This is a genomic window from Thiocapsa sp. C2-2m (assembly GCF_041903745.1).
Lineage (GTDB): Bacteria > Pseudomonadota > Gammaproteobacteria > Chromatiales > Chromatiaceae > Thiocapsa > Thiocapsa roseilacustris.
The window spans coordinates 21,345-39,725 of the sequence record NZ_JBBWVD010000016.1 but is presented as its reverse complement, the minus strand read 5'-3'; the positions used below and the strand labels follow the sequence as shown (position 1 = coordinate 39,725).

Annotated in this window: 15 protein-coding genes; 10 read left to right on the top strand and 5 right to left on the bottom strand. The window is 66.1% G+C overall.

Going from position 1 to position 18,381, the window contains the following annotated elements; translation table 11 throughout:
• Window positions 1-231 precede the first annotated feature (231 nt).
• Genes mdoH through AADX97_RS13745 form a run of 3 tightly spaced genes read left to right on the top strand, consistent with a single transcriptional unit; the run spans window position 232 to window position 3,851 of the window.
• On the top strand, window positions 232-2,076 hold the full coding sequence (mdoH, locus tag AADX97_RS13755) for a glucans biosynthesis glucosyltransferase MdoH (protein WP_374234170.1): 1,845 nt from the start codon (window positions 232-234) through the stop codon (window positions 2,074-2,076).
• Window positions 2,066-2,836, top strand: coding sequence for an FkbM family methyltransferase (locus tag AADX97_RS13750; protein ID WP_374234169.1), 771 nt, complete (start codon window positions 2,066-2,068; stop codon window positions 2,834-2,836). The genes mdoH and AADX97_RS13750 overlap by 11 nt, the downstream gene beginning before the upstream one ends.
• A gap of 25 nt (window positions 2,837-2,861) precedes the next feature.
• Window positions 2,862-3,851: a zinc-binding alcohol dehydrogenase gene (locus tag AADX97_RS13745; protein ID WP_374234168.1), complete on the top strand. Its 990-nt coding sequence runs from the start codon at window positions 2,862-2,864 to the stop codon at window positions 3,849-3,851.
• Here the strand turns inward: AADX97_RS13745 and AADX97_RS13740 are convergent, their stop codons facing one another.
• Window positions 3,852-5,402, bottom strand: coding sequence for an ATP-binding protein (locus AADX97_RS13740; RefSeq protein WP_374234166.1), 1,551 nt, complete (start codon window positions 5,400-5,402; stop codon window positions 3,852-3,854).
• Between the two features lie 144 nt (window positions 5,403-5,546).
• On the opposite strand from AADX97_RS13740, the gene AADX97_RS13735 reads away from it, so the two are divergent.
• From AADX97_RS13735 to AADX97_RS13725, 3 genes are read left to right on the top strand one after another with little or no spacing between them, the layout of a single operon-like run.
• Window positions 5,547-5,963, top strand: coding sequence for a 6-pyruvoyl tetrahydropterin synthase family protein (locus tag AADX97_RS13735; RefSeq protein WP_374234165.1), 417 nt, complete (start codon window positions 5,547-5,549; stop codon window positions 5,961-5,963).
• Window positions 5,960-7,024 carry a glycosyltransferase family 4 protein gene (locus AADX97_RS13730; RefSeq protein WP_374234164.1) on the top strand — a complete coding sequence of 355 codons (1,065 nt, stop codon included), beginning with the start codon at window positions 5,960-5,962 and terminating at the stop codon, window positions 7,022-7,024. Before AADX97_RS13735 ends, AADX97_RS13730 begins: the two co-directional genes overlap by 4 nt.
• Window positions 7,017-7,892: a class I SAM-dependent methyltransferase gene (locus AADX97_RS13725; protein WP_374234163.1), complete on the top strand. Its 876-nt coding sequence runs from the start codon at window positions 7,017-7,019 to the stop codon at window positions 7,890-7,892. Before AADX97_RS13730 ends, AADX97_RS13725 begins: the two co-directional genes overlap by 8 nt.
• A gap of 127 nt (window positions 7,893-8,019) precedes the next feature.
• On the opposite strand, the gene AADX97_RS13720 is transcribed toward AADX97_RS13725, so the two are convergent.
• Window positions 8,020-9,087 carry a RibD family protein gene (locus AADX97_RS13720; RefSeq protein WP_374234162.1) on the bottom strand — a complete coding sequence of 356 codons (1,068 nt, stop codon included), beginning with the start codon at window positions 9,085-9,087 and terminating at the stop codon, window positions 8,020-8,022.
• 166 nt (window positions 9,088-9,253) lie between these two features.
• Between AADX97_RS13720 and AADX97_RS13715 the strand changes: the two genes are divergently transcribed.
• The 4 genes from AADX97_RS13715 to AADX97_RS13700 all read left to right on the top strand — a co-directional run bounded on the left by AADX97_RS13715 (window position 9,254) and on the right by AADX97_RS13700 (window position 14,810).
• Window positions 9,254-10,525 carry an exonuclease SbcCD subunit D gene (locus tag AADX97_RS13715; protein WP_374234161.1) on the top strand — a complete coding sequence of 424 codons (1,272 nt, stop codon included), beginning with the start codon at window positions 9,254-9,256 and terminating at the stop codon, window positions 10,523-10,525.
• Window positions 10,522-14,064 (top strand): AAA family ATPase, encoded by a 3,543-nt coding sequence (locus AADX97_RS13710; RefSeq protein ID WP_374234159.1) that lies wholly within the window; start codon window positions 10,522-10,524, stop codon window positions 14,062-14,064. Before AADX97_RS13715 ends, AADX97_RS13710 begins: the two co-directional genes overlap by 4 nt.
• Before the next feature lie 169 nt (window positions 14,065-14,233).
• Window positions 14,234-14,476: a BolA family protein gene (locus tag AADX97_RS13705; RefSeq protein ID WP_374234158.1), complete on the top strand. Its 243-nt coding sequence runs from the start codon at window positions 14,234-14,236 to the stop codon at window positions 14,474-14,476.
• 94 nt (window positions 14,477-14,570) lie between these two features.
• Window positions 14,571-14,810 carry an acetyltransferase gene (locus AADX97_RS13700; RefSeq protein ID WP_374234157.1) on the top strand — a complete coding sequence of 80 codons (240 nt, stop codon included), beginning with the start codon at window positions 14,571-14,573 and terminating at the stop codon, window positions 14,808-14,810.
• Between the two features lie 234 nt (window positions 14,811-15,044).
• On the opposite strand, the gene AADX97_RS13695 is transcribed toward AADX97_RS13700, so the two are convergent.
• The 3 genes from AADX97_RS13695 to AADX97_RS13685 all read right to left on the bottom strand — a co-directional run bounded on the left by AADX97_RS13695 (window position 15,045) and on the right by AADX97_RS13685 (window position 18,345).
• Window positions 15,045-16,076, bottom strand: a complete 1,032-nt coding sequence (locus AADX97_RS13695) for a YhdH/YhfP family quinone oxidoreductase (RefSeq protein WP_374234155.1) — start codon at window positions 16,074-16,076, stop codon at window positions 15,045-15,047.
• 13 nt (window positions 16,077-16,089) lie between these two features.
• Window positions 16,090-17,613, bottom strand: coding sequence for a fumarate hydratase (locus AADX97_RS13690; RefSeq protein ID WP_374234154.1), 1,524 nt, complete (start codon window positions 17,611-17,613; stop codon window positions 16,090-16,092).
• Between the two features lie 219 nt (window positions 17,614-17,832).
• The gene (locus tag AADX97_RS13685) at window positions 17,833-18,345 is read right to left on the bottom strand and encodes a DUF29 domain-containing protein (RefSeq protein WP_374234152.1); all 513 of its coding nucleotides are present in this window, start codon (window positions 18,343-18,345) and stop codon (window positions 17,833-17,835) included.
• Between the last annotated feature and the right edge of the window lie 36 nt (window positions 18,346-18,381).

Sequence of the window (18,381 nt, the reverse complement as noted above, 5' to 3'; positions counted from 1 at the left end):
ACCAAGCCCGGGACATTGCGATGGGTCGATTCAGGTGAAGGATAACGCGATGCAGGTCGAAGGGCACGCCGATCGGTCGTTTCTTGACTTCCTCGTCATTGTACCGACCTAGCCTCATGGCGAGGAGGTTTGCTGTCCGAGCCGACATGCGGTCGCGGCCCGAATGCCTTGAGACCGGTGACATAAACCCTCCAGCCCGCTGATGTGGCGGCGGCTCATACGGAGTATCGGATGCTGACGGATCGCGCCTCTCCCCTTACGCATGTCACCGACCCGGAAGGCGTGAAGGCCGCTGCGGCGATCATCTCGCGTCGGCGTGCCCTGTTCTTCTTTGCGGTCGTCGCTACGATCCTATTGGCTGTCGCCCTCATGGTCGCCACCCTGGCGAGCGGCGGCTTCGACCTTCTCGATGCGATTCTTACCCTGTGCTTCGGGCTGACCTTGCCATGGACGGTCATCGGCTTCTGGAATGCCGTCGTCGGTTTTGCTCTGATGCGTCGACATCGCGACCCGGCCGCCGCAGTCTGTCGCCTCGAGGTCGATCCGTCGAATGCGGTCATCGCCAAGACCGCGATCCTGAGCTGTATCCGCAACGAGGATGCGGAGCGGGTCGTGCGTCATCTCGATCTCATGATTCAGGGTCTTCAGCACTCGGGTTATGGACAGGCATTCGAGATCTTCGTTCTCAGCGACTCCACGTGGCCTGAATGTATCGAGGCCGAAGAGGCGGGGGTGCAGCGCTTGCGGGAGCGCTGGTCGCCGCTGACGAGCATCCGGTATCGGCGCCGGCCGGACAATCTCGGTTACAAGGCGGGTAATATTCAGGACTTCATGACACGCTGGGGCGACGGGTTCGATTTCGCGTTGGTCTTGGATGCCGATAGCCTGATGGCGCCCGAGACGATCCTGCGCATGGTCGGCATCATGCAGCGCAACCCGCGTCTGGGCATTCTGCAGAGCCTGGTCGTCGGATTGCCGTCGACGAGCGCCTTTGCACGGATCTTCCAGTTCGGGATGCGTCTGGGGATGCGCTCCTATTCGCTCGGCAGTGCCTGGTGGCAAGGCGACAGCGGTCCTTACTGGGGACACAACGCGCTCCTGCGCGTGCAGCCCTTTCGCGCGCATTGTCGACTCGACCCGCTGCCGGGTCGCCCGCCGCTCGGCGGTTGGATCCTGAGCCACGATCAGGTCGAGGCGGTGCTGATGCGTCGGGCCGGCTATGCGGTGCGGGTGCTGCCGCAAGAGCGCGGAAGCTGGGAGGAGAATCCGCCCACCTTGATCGAGTTCATCAGACGCGATCTGCGCTGGTGTCAGGGCAACCTGCAGTATTTTCGCCTACTCGGAACGCCGGGGCTTCACCCGATCGGGCGGGTCCAGTTGGTGCTGGCGATCCTCATGTTCATCGGCTCGCCGGCATGGGTCCTCTTCATGACGCTTGCGGCCTTGCAGATCGGACGCGTGCCCGAGTCCGGCCCGATGTTCGATCCGATCTTCGGCTGGTCGATCTTCGCTCTCGTCATGACGATGGTCTTCGCGCCGAAGCTCGCAACCCTGGGCAGCCTGCTGCTGTCCCGACAGGGGCGCGCCGAGTTCGGCGGCGGCCTCCGTCTGACGGCCGGCGCCATCGGCGAGATCATTTTTTCGACCCTGATCGCGCCCGTCATGGCCTTGGCGCATACCCTCTTCATGGGCGGACTCCTGTTCGGCAAGGCAATCGTCTGGTCACCGCAGCGTCGCGAGACCCATCGCCTGAAGGTCACGCAGGCCATGCGGCGGCTCTGGCCGCAGACCCTCTTCGGGCTAGCGGCGATGCTCTGGTTGATCTCGACCGACGCCGCCGGGGCGGTTCTCGTCTCTCCCTTCATCTTCGGCGCCTTGCTCGCCGTGCCGATCGCCGTGCTGACCGCCTGGCCGACCCTCGGCGCCTGGCTGGCGCGGATCGGTCTCTGGCGGATCCCGGAGGAAGTCGATCCGCCGGCCTTGATCGAATCGCTCGGGCTTCCCGCGGTTGACCGGCAACGAGCGCATGTGCCGGCAACGGATCAGGTTGCGGCGGATTCGATCGGTGGCGACTGACCGCAGTTCCGCCCGGAGGGATGGCCTGCGGGCCGCCCTCGGCGTGGTGCGATCCTTGAGGATCTACTATCTGCATCGACGTCGGTCCCGTATGGACGCCTTCTATCGCGCCTTTCTCGCCCCGGGCGATCTGGCCTTCGACATCGGCAGTCATGTCGGCGATCGGATCGGCTGCTTTCGGCGGATTGGCGCCCGCGTGCTGGCGGTCGAGCCGCAGCCGATGTTGGTGCGCACGCTGCGCTGGCTTTACGGACGCGACCCGGCGGTGCGGATCGAGGCGACGGCGGTAGGGCGAGCGTCTGGTCGGGCGGATCTGCGCCTGAACCGCGACAACCCGACGGTGAGCACGCTCTCGACCGGCTTCATCTCGGCGGCGCGGGATGCGCCGGGGTGGGAGGCGCAGTATTGGGACGGCGCGATCGAGGTCGCCTGCACGCGGTTGGACGATCTGATCGAGCGCCACGGCATGCCGCGTTTCATCAAGATCGATGTCGAGGGTTACGAGGCCGAGGTCCTCGGCGGATTGACCCGGCCGGTCGATGCCTTGTCGTTCGAATTCACGACGATCCAGAAGGACGTCGCACGCAGCGCCTTGGCCGAGTGTTCGAGGCTGGGTTATGCGCGGTTCAACGCCGTTTTCGGCGAGTCCTATATCTTTGTCCACGACGTCTGGGTCGACGCAGCCGCGATCGGCCGCTGGCTCGATACCTTGCCGCACACCGCCAACTCGGGAGACATCTATGCCCGGCGAGTCGATTAGGAGCGCGAGCCGATCGAACCCAACGTTGTCGCAGCGAGAAGCCCCGACGTGTGCCCGCGCCTACTGGGTCACCGGCCCCCTGCAAGGCGAGCTTCGCGATGAGTCGTTTCCGCCGCCCGGCCCCGGTGAAGCGCTCGTGCGTACCCTCTACACGGCCATCAGTCGCGGGACCGAAGCGCTGATTCTGCGCGGCGAGGTCCCGCCGAGCGAGTACGCCGGGATGCGTGCACCCTTTCAGGCCGGCGACTTCCCTTGGCCGGTCAAATACGGCTACTGCAACGTCGGCCGCGTCGAGGCCGGTCCGCCGGACTGGATCGGGCAGACGGTCTTCTGTCTCTACCCGCATCAAAACGCCTATTGCGTCCCGCTCGAGGCTCTGCATCGGATCCCCGACGCGGTTCCGCCGGGACGTGCGGTCTTGGCGGCGAACCTTGAGACCGCCGTCAACGGGCTCTGGGATGCCACACCCCGCATCGGCGATCGCATCGCCGTCATTGGCGCCGGGTCGGTCGGCGTGCTTTGCGCCTGGTTGGCCGCGCGTATCCCGGGCTGCGGGGTCGAGCTGATCGACATCAATCCGCGCCGCGCCGAGATCGCCGAGCGGCTCGGCGTCGACTTTGCCGCGCCCGCGGATGCGCGCGGCGATGCCGACCTCGTCATCCATGCCAGCGGCGCCTCGGCGGGTTTGGAGCAGGCGCTTGCGCTGGCCGGCTTCGAGGCAACCGTCCTGGAGCTGAGCTGGTACGGCACCAAGCAGGTGATCCTGCCGCTCGGCGCGGCCTTCCACCGGCGCCGCCTGACCTTGCGCTCCTCCCAAGTCGGTCAGGTCGCCACCGCACAGCGTGCACGTTGGGATTACCGGCGGCGTCTCGGTCTTGTGCTGGCACTGCTTACGGATCCAGCATTGGACGGCCTGATCAGCGGCGAGGATGCGTTCGACGATCTGCCGGCTTTGCAGGTACGTTTGGCAACGGATCCGGGCGATGTGCTGATGCATCGCATCCGGTATCCATGATCAAGCGCGAAGGGTTTCGACCTCGAATCCGACCACGCTACGTTTCTCGCGGCTGAATTCGACGCCCACGAGATGGATCGGCTGACCTGAGGCGCGGTATTTCTCGGCATAGCCACGATCCTTGAGCTGCCGAAGCGCGCGCCCCTCCGGGACCAGCTCCACCACCTTAAACTCGAAAAGATAGACCTGGCCGTTGAAACGCAGTGCGAGATCGAGCCGACCTTGATTGCTGGTGTCCTCCGGGGTCAGGTCCAGTCCAAGCGAGGCGAAATAGGCGTAGAAGACGCTGGCGTAGTAGCCCTCGTAACGGGCGATCGGAGTGTTGCGGTACCAGTCGGCCGGGATGCCGGCGAAAAAAGCGGCGAAGAGTTGCTCCAATCCGGGGAAGTCGTTGGCTAGGAGCAGGGAGTAGAGCCGCGTTCCGTGCTCGATGGTGGCGGGGTCGCGCGCGGTGAGCTGCTCGAGCAGGGCCCCGTTGAGACTGGCACGGACCTCCTGATTCGGATACCGCAGTCGGTATCGGAGGATATCGCCGACGGGCACAACGGCGTCGATGGTGAGATACCCGGTCTGAAACAAGAGGGCCTCGGTCGCGATGTGATCGACATCGAATGATGAAAGCAGATGCTCGCTGGTGAGCAGGCCTTCGAGCCGGGGGAGGAAGGTGTGGCGCGCGGCGAGCAGGTCGACCAGGAAGGTCGGCGTGGCGGTTTCGAACCACCAGGGACGGAACTCGTGTTTGTCGAACAGCAGCAGGAGATCGAAGGGGTTGTAAACCGGTTCGCCGGTCCAGTTGTAGCCATTGTACCAGGCGCGGATCCGGTCGCGGTCCAGATTTGCCAGCTCGGGCGCGAAGACGCTGTCGAGATCGGCCTCCGTGTAGCCGCAGATCGCCGAATAGGGGGCATCGACCGTGATGTCGTTGAGGTTATTCAGACCCGAGAAGAGACTCACCTTGCTGAATTTCGACACGCCGGTGAGAAAGGCGAAGCGGATGTGGGCATCCGATCCCTTGATCACGGAATAGATGTTGCGCAGACCGTCGCGAATCTCGCGGGCGGGTTCGAGCTGGAGTAGGTTGTCCAGGATCGGTTTGTCGTACTCGTCTACCAGCACCACCACGCGCTCGCCGTGCGCTTCGGCGGTGAGGCGGACCAGTTGCGAGAATCGCCCCGAGAGACTGCGATGCGTCATCTCCACACCCAGGTCCCGCGCGTTCTCGTCCAGCAGCTCGCCGATCTTCTCGTCCAACTCCGCGCGGCTGCGGATCACCCCGTCGGCGAAGCTCAATCGAACCACCGGAAAGCGCCGTCCCCAGTCCCAGCGCTCATGCGCGTACAGCCCCCGAAACAGCGGTTCGTTGCCGGAGAACAGCTCGCCCAGGGTGTCGAGAAACAGCGATTTGCCGAATCGGCGCGGGCGCGCGAGGAAGTAATACTTGCCGGTTTCGATGAGTCTCAGCGCAAATCCGGTCTTGTCGACATAGTAATAGTCCTCCTCGCGGATCTCGCGGAAGGTCTGGATACCGATGGGCAAGGTCTTGCGCGGCATGGCTGCACTCCGGTCGGGACTCTGTCGATGGTCCGGATGATACCCCTACGGATCCCGGGCGGATCTCGTCCGCGGATCACTGAGCCGACGGACGCCGTTTCGGTTATTCTTTCTGCGTGTACAACAACCGGGGCAGAAGACAGCATGTACAGCGTCTGTGTTCGCGACCACATCATGATCGCGCATAGTTTTCGAGGGGAGGTCTTCGGACCGGCACAGCGGCTGCACGGGGCCACCTATGTGGTGGATGTCGAGCTCCGTCGTCCCGAGTTGGACGCGGACGGGCTGGTGGTGGACATCGGGCTCGCCAGCCAAACACTGCGCACGCTTCTGGCCGATCTGGATTATCGGAATCTGGACGAGGATCCGGCCTTTCAAGGCTGCAATACCTCGACCGAATTCCTCGCGCGTGTCATCTTCGATCGCATGGCCGCGCAATTGAGCGCAGGCGCGCTCGGCGAGGGTGCCCGTGCAATCACGGGTATGCGCGTGCAGTTGAACGAGTCACACGTCGCTTGGGCGGCCTATGCGTCGGAGCTGCCGCCTCCGGCGCGCCCGTGAGCGCTTCGGGTCCGCTCAGGTTCCTGATCCCGGGCGATCCGAGCACAGCGACCGGCGGTTATCGCTATGATCGGCGGATCATCGACGGCCTGATCAATGCAGGCCGGTCGGTGAAGATCGAGCGTCTCGACGACAGCTTTCCTCGGCCGACTGTCGAGGCATTGGTCGATGCGGATCGCTGTTTCGCCGGTATCCCGGACGATTCCGGGGTTGTCGTCGATGGACTGGCCTTCGGGTTGCTGGGCGAGAGTGCCGCGCGCCATCGAGGGCGCTTGCGTCTGATCGCGCTCGTCCATCACCCGCTCGCCTTGGAAACAGGACTCGCCGCGACGCGCGTCGAAGCCTTGCGCATCGGCGAGACCGCTGCCCTGGCCGCTGCGCGTCTGATCGTGGTGACCAGCGGCGCCACCGCGGATCTGCTCGCCGGCGATTACGGGGTCTCGCAGGCCCGGATCCGAGTGGTGGAGCCCGGAACGGATGCCGCACCTCTTGCAGTCGGCTCCGGGGCGTCCGAGCCGAACCTGCTGTGCGTCGCCGCCATGACACCTCGTAAGGGCCACGACATCCTCCTGCAGGCGCTCGCCGCTCTGGCGGACCGATCCTGGCGGCTCGACTGTGTCGGCAGTCTGACCCGTTGTCCCGCGACAAGCACGGCCTTGCAGCGTTTGACCGAGCAATTGGGCCTGAGCGAGCGCGTTCGATTTACCGGCGAGGTCGAGGAGTCTCGTCTCGCGGCGCTCTATCATCGGGCCGACCTTTTCGTCCTGCCGACGCGCTTCGAGGGCTACGGGATGGTCCTAACCGAGGCCCTGGCGCGCGGTCTGCCGATCGTCAGCACCCGGATCGGGCCGATCCCGAACCTGGTGCCCGCGGATTCGGGGCTCTTGGTGGAGCCGGACGATCCTGCGGCGCTTCGCACCGCTTTGGCGCGGGTCCTCCACGACCCCGGACTCCGCGCCGGGCTTGCTTCGGGCGCGCGGTCGGCGCGCTCTCGATTGCGCTCATGGGACGATGCGAGCGGCGATTTCATGGACGTCCTCGACGAGGTGTGCAATGGGTGACTTCGACGTGGCTTGGTTGAGACTGCGCGGGCCTGCGGATCGGCGGGCCCGCGCGCCGGATCTTCCGGTCTTGTTGCGTCCGCATCTTCCGAAGATAGCGCCTTTGAAGGTGCTCGACCTGGGGTGCGGCACCGGCTCCAACCTGCGTGCCTTGGCGCCGGCCTTGGGAGGGGCGCAAGCATGGCTCTGCCTGGATGCCGATGCCGAGCTCTTGGATCGCTTGGCGGACGAGACCCAAGCCTGGGCGCAGACATCGGGGTTTGATTGGGACGGGACCGATCAACGGGTCACGGGGGCCGAGCCTGACCTGACCTGCACGCTGGCGACCCGTCGCTTCGACCTCGCGCGCGATTCGGCCGAGCTTCCGATCGAAGGCATCGGTTTGGTCACCGCCTCGGCGCTGCTCGACTTGGTGTCGGAGACCTGGCTCGCCGCGTTGGTCTCGCAGTGCGCGAAGGTCCGCGCGCCGATCCTAACGGCCTTGACCTACGACGGCCGTGTCGCCTTCGAGCCCGCCCTGAGCCTCGATCGCGAGGTGATCGAGGCGGTGAATCGCCACCAGGGTCGCGACAAGGGATTCGGCCCGGCCCTGGGACCGAGCGCGAACGGTCGGTTGGCGATCCTGGCGGCCGCGCAGGGTTATTGGGTCGAGGTGCGGACGAGCGACTGGCGGATCCGGCGCTCGGAGCGGGAGCTGCAGGCGGCCCTGATCCGCGGCTGGTCCAGTGCAGCCCGCGAAGAGGTACCCGCATCGGATCAGGCGGCGATCGTCCACTGGGAGGCGGTTCGGCTCGCCGCCGTCGAGCGCGGTTGCTCCCGAATCAACGTCGGTCATCGCGATCTTCTCGCCATCCCGCGGCGGGCTTAGGCGGTTTCCGAGAAAACCACGTTCGTAGGTTGTGCTGACGATAGGAAGCACAACTTCCGCCGACGGTTGGTTGTGCCTCGCACGGCTCGGCACAACCTACGCCGCTTCTCGCCATCCCGCCGCGGGCCTAGCGGATGCGGGAGAGTTCCGCTCGGCTGATTGCAACTTCGTTGATCGTAATTTGGGGTGGCGCATCGGGGGAATGATCAGGCGCTCCCGCGCACAGCTCGAAGTCATAAAGCACATCCTCGCCCATACGAAAGAGGCGCGTCGCCGGGCGCAAGGCATCCGCCAAGCGCTCGGTCGGCGGCAGTCGCACACCCGGCCGGCCGCTGCCGATGACGAGCGGGGCGACCGCAATCTGCAGGCGCGACAGCCGCCCGGCCTGCAGGAATCGCGAGACCGTCGCCCCGCCGCCTTCGATGAAGATCCTGCGCAGACCCCGCTCGGCGAGCGCGTTCAAAAGCGCACCCAGATCGAGCCCGTCGGACTCGGCCGGCACCCCGATCAGCTCGGCCTGCCCGTGGTGTTTCTCGCCGGGCCGGATGCGGGCGCGATCGCAACACAGCAGTGTCTCGGCCTCGCCGTCGTTGAACAGATGACGCTCGCAGGACAGACGTCGTCGCGGGTCCAAGACCACCCGTACCGCATTCGGTCCTGGGACCATCCGCGTGGTCAGGCGCGGATCGTCCGCGGCGACGGTCTCGGCCCCGACCAGCACGCCGTCGCTGAGCGCACGCATGCGGTGCAGGTGGCGAATATTGGCCTCGCCGGTCACGAAGCGGGCATCCCCGTCGGCCGTGGCGATGTAGCCGTCGATGCTCTGACCGAGATGGGCGATGACCTCGACCGGACCCGGATGCGGGCGGCACAAAGGAAGATAGAGATCGAAGAGTGCGAGCGCCGGATCCTCGTCATGGTCAACCTCGGTGCGATCCGCTTCCCGATCTCCGGCGCGCCAGCCCGCGTGAGGGAGCCAGAGCAGATCCGCTTGCGAGCGATGCCCCGGGTCGACCGGCGAGACCCGTCCGTCGGGGCCGGCACGCAAGGCCAGCGGATGCTCGAGTGACCAGGCGGCATTGCGCGCCAGTCGTGCGGCACTCAGAATCAGCGACCAGGCGCGAGCGGAGTCGGTGTCGTGCCGATGCGGCGGCGGATCGGATCGCTCGCGCTGAGTGATCTTGGAGCGGATCATCGGCGGCCTCTTCTGGTTGAGTTGATCCCGGAACACGCGGTTGAACGGCAAGCGCACTCCGCGGATATGGCGCTGCGCACCTGGAAATCGAGCCGAGCGAATCGGTCTTCGCCGCCGACGCACCCTCGGTGACAGGGACCAAAACCCACGGAACGAGGAGGTCGCCTTGAGATTCCTGCATGCCGCCGATGTGCATCTCGACAGCCCGCTGCGTGGACTCGAGCGCTACGAGGGCGCACCGGTCGAGGAGATCCGCGGCGCGACCCGCCGGGCCTTCGAGAATCTGGTCGCACTCGCGATCGAGGAATCGGTCGACTTCGTTCTGCTGGCCGGCGACATCTACGACGGGGACTGGCGGGACTACAACACCGGACTCTTCTTTTCCGGCCAGATGGGTCGTCTCAACGATCACGGGATCCCGGTCTTCCTGATCGCCGGCAACCACGATGCTGCAAGCCAGATCACCCGGGCGCTGCGCCCGCCGCCGAATCTCTCGGTCTTCGCCACACGGGCGCCCGAGACCTGGGTCCTCGAGCACCTCGGGGTGGCCATCCATGGTCAAGGGTTTCCGAGCCGCGCGGTGACGGACGACCTGAGCCGGGCCTATCCGCAAGGCGATCCCGCACTCTTCAACATCGGGTTGCTTCACACCTCGCTCGACGGGCGACCCGGCCATGAGCCTTATGCACCATGCACCCTGGATGGTTTGAGAGCAAAAGGGTACCAGTATTGGGCGCTCGGGCATGTCCACCAGCGCGAATTGATCGCGGATGACCCCTTCATTGTCTTTCCGGGCAACATCCAGGGCCGCCATATCCGCGAGACGGGGCCGAAAGGCTGCACCCTGGTGCGGGTCGAGGAGGGCCAGGTCGTGGAGATCGAGCCGCGGGCGCTCGATGTCGTGCGTTGGACGATCTGCCCGGTGAATGTGACCGACGTGCGCAGCCTGGACAAGATCTTGCCGCTGGTCGAGCATTCGCTCGCCGCGGCGTCGGACGCGGCCGAGGGCCGTCTCCTCGCCACGCGCCTGCGCCTGACCGGACGCAGTCCGATCCATTCGCGTCTGCATGCCGAGCACGAGCGCCTGCTCAACGAGTGTCGCGCCTTGGTCTCCTCCGGGGGCCTGGCGGATGTCTGGATCGAGAAACTGGTCGTCGAGACACATCCAACGTCGCCGGTCTCAGAGCTGTCGCGCGAGGATGCCTTCGGCGGCCTGCTGCGCACCATCCACGCCTTGAAGGTCGACGGCGAGCGTCTCTCCGCACTGAGCGAGGAGGTCGAGGCGCTGGCCGTTAAGCTGCCACCCGCTTTACGCGGCGGCGATGATCCGTTCGATCCATCGAACCCCGAGTATCTCGCCGGCTGCCTCGAGGACGTGAAGGCGCTCCTGGTGGAGCGGCTGCGTGGGCAAGGCGCCGGCCCGGAGCACGAAGAATGAAGATCCTGGAGCTGGACCTGCGCGCATTCGGCCCCTTCACCGACCGCCGTCTCGATCTGAGCGGCGGCTGCGAGGGCCTGCACCTGGTCTTCGGTCCCAACGAGGCCGGAAAAAGCTCGGCCCTGCGTGCACTGCGGGGCTTGCTCTTCGGGATCCAGGAGCGCACCCGCGATGACTTTCGACACGGCAAGCAAGAGCTGCGTCTCGGCGGGCGTCTGCGCAACCACGACGGGGAGGAGCTTGCATTCCTCCGACGTAAGGGCCGCAAGAGCACCCTGCTCGATCCGGACGGAAAGGCGATCGGCGAGGATGCGCTGCTGCCCTTCCTGGGCGAGGTGGACGACGGCCTGTTCGAGCGCCTCTTCGGGGTCGACTACGAAAGCCTGGTCGGCGGCGGCCAAACCCTGCTCGAAGAGCGGGGCAGGGAGGCCGAGGCGCTGTTCGGGACCGCGCTCGGCGCAACTGCGGTTCACCGGGTTCTGGATCGACTCGATCAAGAGGCCAACGGACTCTTTCTGCCGCGCGCATCCAAGCCGCGGATCAATGCCTTGATCGGCGAGCTCGGCGAGACCGAACGCCGCGTGCGCGATGCGAGCCTCTCGGTCCGTGACTGGGAACAGGCCAAGGCGTCGCTCGATCGGGCGATTCAAGAGCTGGCGGCGATGGACACGGAGATCGCGCAGATGACACTCGAGCGCAGCCGGCTCGAACGCATTCGGCGCACGCTCCCGGATCTGGTGCGCATGGCCCGGCTGCGGGAGCAGGTGGAGGGGATCGGCGTCGTGCCCGTGCTTGCCGAGGATTTCGCCACACGCCGGGAGGAGTCGGTCGCGAAACTGGCCCGCGCCGCCGAAGCCCAGGCCAATGCACAACACCGGCTTGACGGGTTGCGCGTGCTCGTTCGCGAGCTGAGCGGTGCCGTTTCGGACGATCTGCTTCGGGAGTCCGAGTCGATCGACGACCTGCGCGAGCGGCTCGGCAGCTATCGCAAGGCCGCGCAGGATCGCACCGAGCTGGTCGCCGAGCTGGTGCGCCGAGAATCCGAGGCGAGCGCGCTGCTGCTGCAGGTGCGGCCGGACCTCGCGCAGGGGCCTGTTCCTGCCGATGTGAGCCGACTGAAGCCGCTTCTCGCGCGCCGACGCCGTGCGACCGAGCTCGGCGCCCGCAAGGCCGCCGTGATCGACGCACTCGCCAAGACCCGTGCCGATCTCGCCGAGACGCAAGAGCGCCTCGGGTTGCGCACCGCGGCGCTTGCCGAGCTGCCCCCGGCGGTCGTTTCGACCGATCTGCAGACCGCGCTCGATGCGGCGCGCCGCACCGGCGACCTGGATCAAACGCTTGTCGAGGAACGCCTGGCGTTGGCGGCACAGATGAAGGCGTGCGAGCAGGGGCTGTCCGCACTCGGGCTCTGGTCGGGCGGGTTGGCCGATCTGCTCGCTGCACCGCTCCCGGACGAGGAGAGTCTGCGACGCTTCGCGGACGACACCCGCGCGCTGAATGAGCAAAGGCAGACCTTGGAGGCGAAGAGCTCGGAGGTGAGTGGCGAGCGACTAAGGTGCGAAGAGGTCCTGCGTGTGCTGGAGCTGAGCGGCTCGGTGCCGTCCGAGGATGATCTGTCGCAGTCCCGCGCGCATCGCGATCGGGGCTGGTCGCTCGTGAAGCGGGCATGGCTCGGCGGCGAGGATGTCGGCGCCGAGGCACGGCTGTACGACGTCGAAACCCCCCTCGCGGATGCCTTCGAGGGATCATTGGCCGGGGCCGACGAGGTCGCCGATCGGCTGCGTCGCGAGGCCGGGCGCGTCCATGACCGGGCGACGACCCGCGCACGACTGGAGGCCGCGCAGCGTGAGCTTGACGAGACCGAGCGCGCACTGGCCGAGCTGACCTTGTCTGTCACCCGTTCCGAGGAGGCATGGCATGGGCTCTGGTCGCCCTGCGGCCTGACCCCGCTCCCGCCGGCCGAGATGCTGCCCTGGCTCGCGCGTGCCGCGCGGCTTCGCGAGCGGATCGGTCAGGCCGAGGAGCTGCGCGAACGCATCGCGACCCGCGAGGCGGTGCGGGCATCGCATCGCGCGGCGCTCCTGCGCGCACTCGGCCCCCCGGACGCGACCCTCGACCTCGGATCCACGGGGCTGACCACGACTGAGCTCGGCGGACTCATCGGGTTGGCCGAGGGGCGACTGCGCGCCGCGGAGGAGGGCGTGCGTGCGCGTCTTGCGCTGGAGCATGAGGTCGCGGAGCTGCAGGGGCGTGCTCGACACCTGAGCCGCGATCTGTCGGATGCAGAGACCGCGCACGCCGCATGGCAGACGGACTGGACCGCCCTCATGACCGAGCTCGGACTCGCGCCGGATGCCGGCCCGGGCGATGTCTCGGACGATCTTCAGGTGATTGCGGATGCGGTGACGAAGGTCGAGGCCGGGGCGGTCTTGAGGTCGCGCATTGTCGGCATCGATCGGGATGCCGCGGCCTTTGTCGCCCAAACTCGTGAATGTCTCGGTCGGCTTGCGGTCGATCTGCTGGATCGTCCGGTGGCGGAGGCGATCCTGACGCTGCATGCGCGGCTCGACGAGCAACGCGCCATCAAGACGCGACTCGACGAGCTGCGTGCCCAGGCGAATCGCACGGAGGAGGAGATTCGCGAGTCGGAGACGGCGATCGCGGCGGCCGATCGCGTCCTCGCGGAGCTCTGTCGTCAGGCCGCGTGCGACGCGCCGGAGCAATTGCCGCTGATCGAGGAGCGCGTCCGTGACCGACGGCGACTTGCCGCCGAGCTTGCGGATGTCGAGCGCGCACTCATGCGCGCCGGTGACGGCCTCGGGATCGATGCGCTCGCACACGAGGCGGTCGCCGTCGATCAGGATCGGGTCGTCATGCGGCTGGCCGAGATCGACGCGCGCCTCGAGCAGGAGCTGCGTCCCGCGCACCGCGCGCTGATCGAAGAGAAGGCCGACGCCGATCGTGCGCTTAAGGCGATGGGCGGGGAGGGCACCGCCGCCGCACTCGCCGAGGAGGCCCAACAGCTCCTCGCCGGCATTCGCACCCATGCCGAGCAGTATGTCCGCCTCAAGCTCGGTGCGCGCATTCTGCGCGACGAGATCGAGCGCTTCCGCCGCCAAAACAGCGACCCGATCCTCGGGCGCACCAGCCGCTATTTCGCGCGCCTGACCTGCGGTGCCTTCAGTGCGGTCGAGACCGATTTCGACGAGGCCGACCAGCCCGTTCTGGTCGGTCTGCGCAACAGCGGCGAGCGACTGCGCGTGGAGGCGATGAGCACGGGCACCCGCGATCAGCTCTATCTGGCGCTGCGCCTTGCCAACCTGGAGCAGTATCTCCAAGCCGCCGAGCCGATGCCGTTCGTCGTCGACGACATCCTCATCCAGTTCGACGACGAGCGCGCGCTCGCCACACTCGCGACCCTGGCCGACTTCTCGGCCAAGACGCAGGTGATCCTCTTCACGCACCACGGCCGCGACATCGCCCAGGCCCGGCAGCTCGATCCGGGCGAAGAGCGGGTTTGGGTCCACCGTTTGGGGTAGTGCGCGCTGGCCGGTCTGCGGGCTCGGCGTAGCGTCGCCCATGCCGCGTGGCGGGCTCCTGTGCTTGCTCCGTGACTGGAAAGCCCTATCTACCAGGCTTGGCGGCGAGCGCGCGACCGCGCCGGCTCGCCGGGTCGTCAACAGGAATCCAGGCTATCGGGAGTTACCGTTGGAAATCGAAGCAGTTGCACAACTCATCCGCCAGGGCATCCCCGGCGCCGTGGTCCAGGTCTCCGGAGACGGGAGCCATTTCGATGCCGTCGTCGTCAGCGAGTTCTTCGAGGGCCTTACGCCGATCAAGAAGCAGCGTCTGGTGATGGATACCGTCAAGCCGCAGATCGCAAGCGGGGAGCTGCACGCCCTGTCGATCAAGACCTTGACCCCGGCGCAATCGGCCGAGCAAGGTGGCTGAGGCGAGCCGGAGGGCATTGCCGGACCTTGTCAAGGGCCGAACCGGTGTCATACTTGAAGACGACGGATCAATCCCTTGCGCAGGAGGTCAAGCCATGTTTCTCAAGCATCGCACTACCGGCAAGATGCTCGAGGTCCTGAGTCAGCGGGACCTGTTTAATCCGATGCACCCGAAGATCGTCGGGCGCTATCACTATGGTGAAGAGGCCCAGGAGCCGGAGACGTTCGACAAGGCCGAGCTGATGTTCATCTCGGACGAGTCGCTGCCGCGCTGCTGGACCGACAGCCATTATCGCGACGACGAGATTCACCACTACTACAAGCAGGCATCCTGAACGGATGCAGAGTGGCCCGAGCATGCTCGGGCCCTCGTCTGCGCGTCCTGCGCGCCTTTACATTGCCGGTGCACGAATTCAGTCCGTAGGTTGTGCTGACGCTAGGAAGCACAACGTTCGCCAACGGTTGGTTATGCCTCGCACGGCTCGGCACAACCTACGGGGCCGTCCGCTTCTCTTGGGGCGTTGGCGCGGGGAGGATGGGTGTCGCTTCGCTCTACCCATCCTACGGCCCTACGCGTTCTTCGCGCCTGAGCCGCCATCCGCGCCAGACAGAGGCGCGATTTGCACCAGGATCCGCCCGTGCGTCTTACCCGCGAGTATCTCCTCGAAGACCCGTGGCAGACCATCCAGATCGACGGTCTCTCCGAGTAGCAGGTCCAGGTCGGCCGGGCGCCAGTCGCTCGCTAGATGACCCCACAGCTCGGTGCGCAGCGCCTGCGGGACATCCACCGAGTTGCAGCCGAGCAGACTCACCCCGCGCAGGATAAAGGGCATCACGGTGGTCTCCAGCAGATGGCCGCCGGCGAGCCCGATGCTGGCGATGTTCCCGTTCGGGACCGTGGTGCGCGTGATCTGTGCCAGGATCTCGCCGCCGACATTGTCGATGGCACCGCCCCAGAGGGCCTTCTCCAGCGGCCGCTTTGCCTCGGCCAGTGCATCGCGCCCGATGATGCGAGCGGCGCCGATCGCCTTCAGCCAGTCTGCAAGCTCCGGTTTACCCGAGAGCGCGACCGCCTCGTAGCCGAGTCGGCCGAGGATCGCGATCGCCATGGAGCCGACCCCGCCGCTTGCGCCCGTCACCAGGATCGGGCCCATCTCGGGTCGCTGACCGTTGACCTGCATTCGGTGCACCGCGAGCGCCGCGGTGAATCCGGCGGTGCCCATGATCATGGTCGAGCGCGGGTCCAGCCCGACCGGAATCGGGGTCAGCCAGGTCGCAGGCACGCGCAGAGACTCGGCATAGCCGCCGTCGTGGTCGAAGCTCAGGCCCCAACCTGTGGCTACGACCGCATCGCCGGCTCGGTAGGCGGGATCGTTGGATTGCTCCACGATGCCGGCCGCATCGACCCCGCCGACCAGCGGGAAGGTGCGCAGGATCTTGCCGCGTCCCGTGCCGGCGAGTGCATCCTTGTAATTGACGCTCGAATGGGTGACCCGCACCAAGACCTCGTCCGTGTCGGGGGCCTTTTTCTGGAGCGTCTCGATGCCGGCGCGGTGACCCTGCGCGTCTTGATGGATCCGGAATGCGCGATAGGATTCCACTAAACCACCTCCGCTAGATGATCTGCACTGGGATCAACCCGATCTTGCTCCGCCACTTGGCCGGACCTGTTTGATGCACGGATTCGCCGCGGCTGTCGACGGCGACGGTGACCGGCATGTCTTCGACCTCGAATTCGCGGATCGCCTCCATCCCGAGCTCCTCGAAGGCGATCAGTCGCGACGACTTGATCGCCTTGGCGACCAAGAAGGCCGCGCCGCCGACGGCCATCAGATAGACGGCGCCGTGCTTCTTGATGGCGTCGATCGCCGCGGGACCGCGTTCGGCCTTGCCGATCATCCCGATCAGTCCGGTGCGTTCGAGCAGTTGGTCGGTGAACCTGTCCATCCGTGTGGCCGTGGTCGGTCCGGCCGGACCCACGACCTCGTCGCGCACCGGGTCGACGGGGCCGACGTAGTAGATGAAGCGGTTGGTGAGATCCACACCCTCGGGCAGGCGCTCGCCCCGATCCAGGAGATCGGCGATGCGTTTGTGCGCGGCATCCCGGCCGGTCAGCAGCTTGCCCGAGAGCAGAAGACGCTCGCCCGGCTGCCAGGTCGCGATCTCCTCGCGGGTCAGGCCGTCGAGATGGACGCGACGCGCCCCGGCGGCCGCGTCCCAGGTGATCGCCGGCCAATCGTCCAGGCTCGGCGGAACGAGCGCAACCGGCCCGGAGCCGTCGAGCGTAAATTCCAGATGTCGCGTCGCCGCGCAGTTCGGGATCATGGCGACCGGGAGCGAGGCGGCATGGGTCGGATAGGTCAGGATCTTCACATCCAGCACCGTGGTGAGCCCGCCGAGACCCTGCGCGCCGATGCCGAGCCCGTTGACCTTCTCGTGCAGCTCCAGGCGCAGTGCTTCGATGGGGTTCGCAGGCCCGCGCGCCTTGATCTCGTGGATGTCGATGTGCTCCATCAGCGACTCCTTTGCGAGCAGCATCGCCTTTTCGGCGGATCCGCCGATCCCGATCCCGAGCATTCCGGGTGGGCACCAACCCGCACCCATGGTCGGAACCGTTTTGAGCACCCAGTCGACCAGGCTTTCGCTCGGGTTCAAGACCGCAAACTTCGCCTTGTTCTCGGAGCCGCCTCCCTTCGCCGCCAGACGCACCTCGACCTGATCGCCGGGCACCAGCTCGACATGCACGACGGCCGGCGTGTTGTCCCCCGTGTTCCTGCGCTCACCGATGGGGGGCGAGACCATGGATGCGCGCAGCACGTTGTCGGGATGGCTGTAGGCTCTGCGCACGCCCGCATCGACCATCGCCTGAATCCCTATGGTCGCGTCCCAGCGCACCTCCATGCCGATCTTCAGAAAGACCACGACCATGCCGGTGTCCTGACAGATCGGCCGGTGACCCTCCGCGCACATCCGGGAATTGACCAGGATCTGAGCCATCGCATCCTTTGCGGCCGGCGATTCCTCGATCTCGTAAGCCGCAGTCAGGGCTTGGATATAGTCGTGCGGGTGATAGTAGGAGATGAATTGCAGCGCGTCGGCGATGCTTTGGACAAAATCGGTTTCGCGGATGATGGTCATGTTCTTGCGGCGCCTCGTTTCGGACATCAACGCAGTGGATAGTGGATAGTGGATAGTTGTGGGTGGTTGGAAACAAATTTTTGAACAGTGACTTAGCGACCTGAAAACGGAAAAGCCGGTGCGTATAGGGGATAGCAAAGAGCTTCGAGCCGGGTTCGACGCGGGCCCGCACGACAAGGCAAAAGCGCTCGGATCCGGACGAGGAGGCGGGTCGCTGCTTCAGCCGTGATCGGGCAGGAAGGATTCCGACAGGATTTTGCCGAGACTCCACGGGCAGGATGAGGGGAAGGTCGATTCGTCGATCCCGGTGTCGCGCTCGGCCATGGCACGGGCGCTGCCGTAGACCTCCGCCACGATCTCGGGAAGCCGTGGACGTAGGCTCGGGTTCTGAGTCAGCAGGCGCTGTACCTTGCGTCGTTGCTCCTTGATGGTGCCGGTCCAAGAGCTCGATCGCGCCTCGGGCTGGAATCGCCACTTGATGAGATGCGCCAAGAGAACCTCCAGTCGGCTCTCCAGCGCACGCCGTTCGCTTCGTCCCATATCCTCGACCTCCTCGGCAACGGCATCCCAATCGATCCCTGCAAATCGCCGTGCACGAATGGCCTCGGCCGTCTGGAGCGCCCAAGCATGAAAGTCGGTGTCGGGCGAGGTGGCGGGTGTGTTGATCTTTGCCGCGCGTGTCATGTCGGAGTGCTCTCGGGCATCGCCTTGTGGGTTGGTCGAGTGAAGCATAGCTCCGAACCTCCATACAGGCAGCCCAGGGTCGAT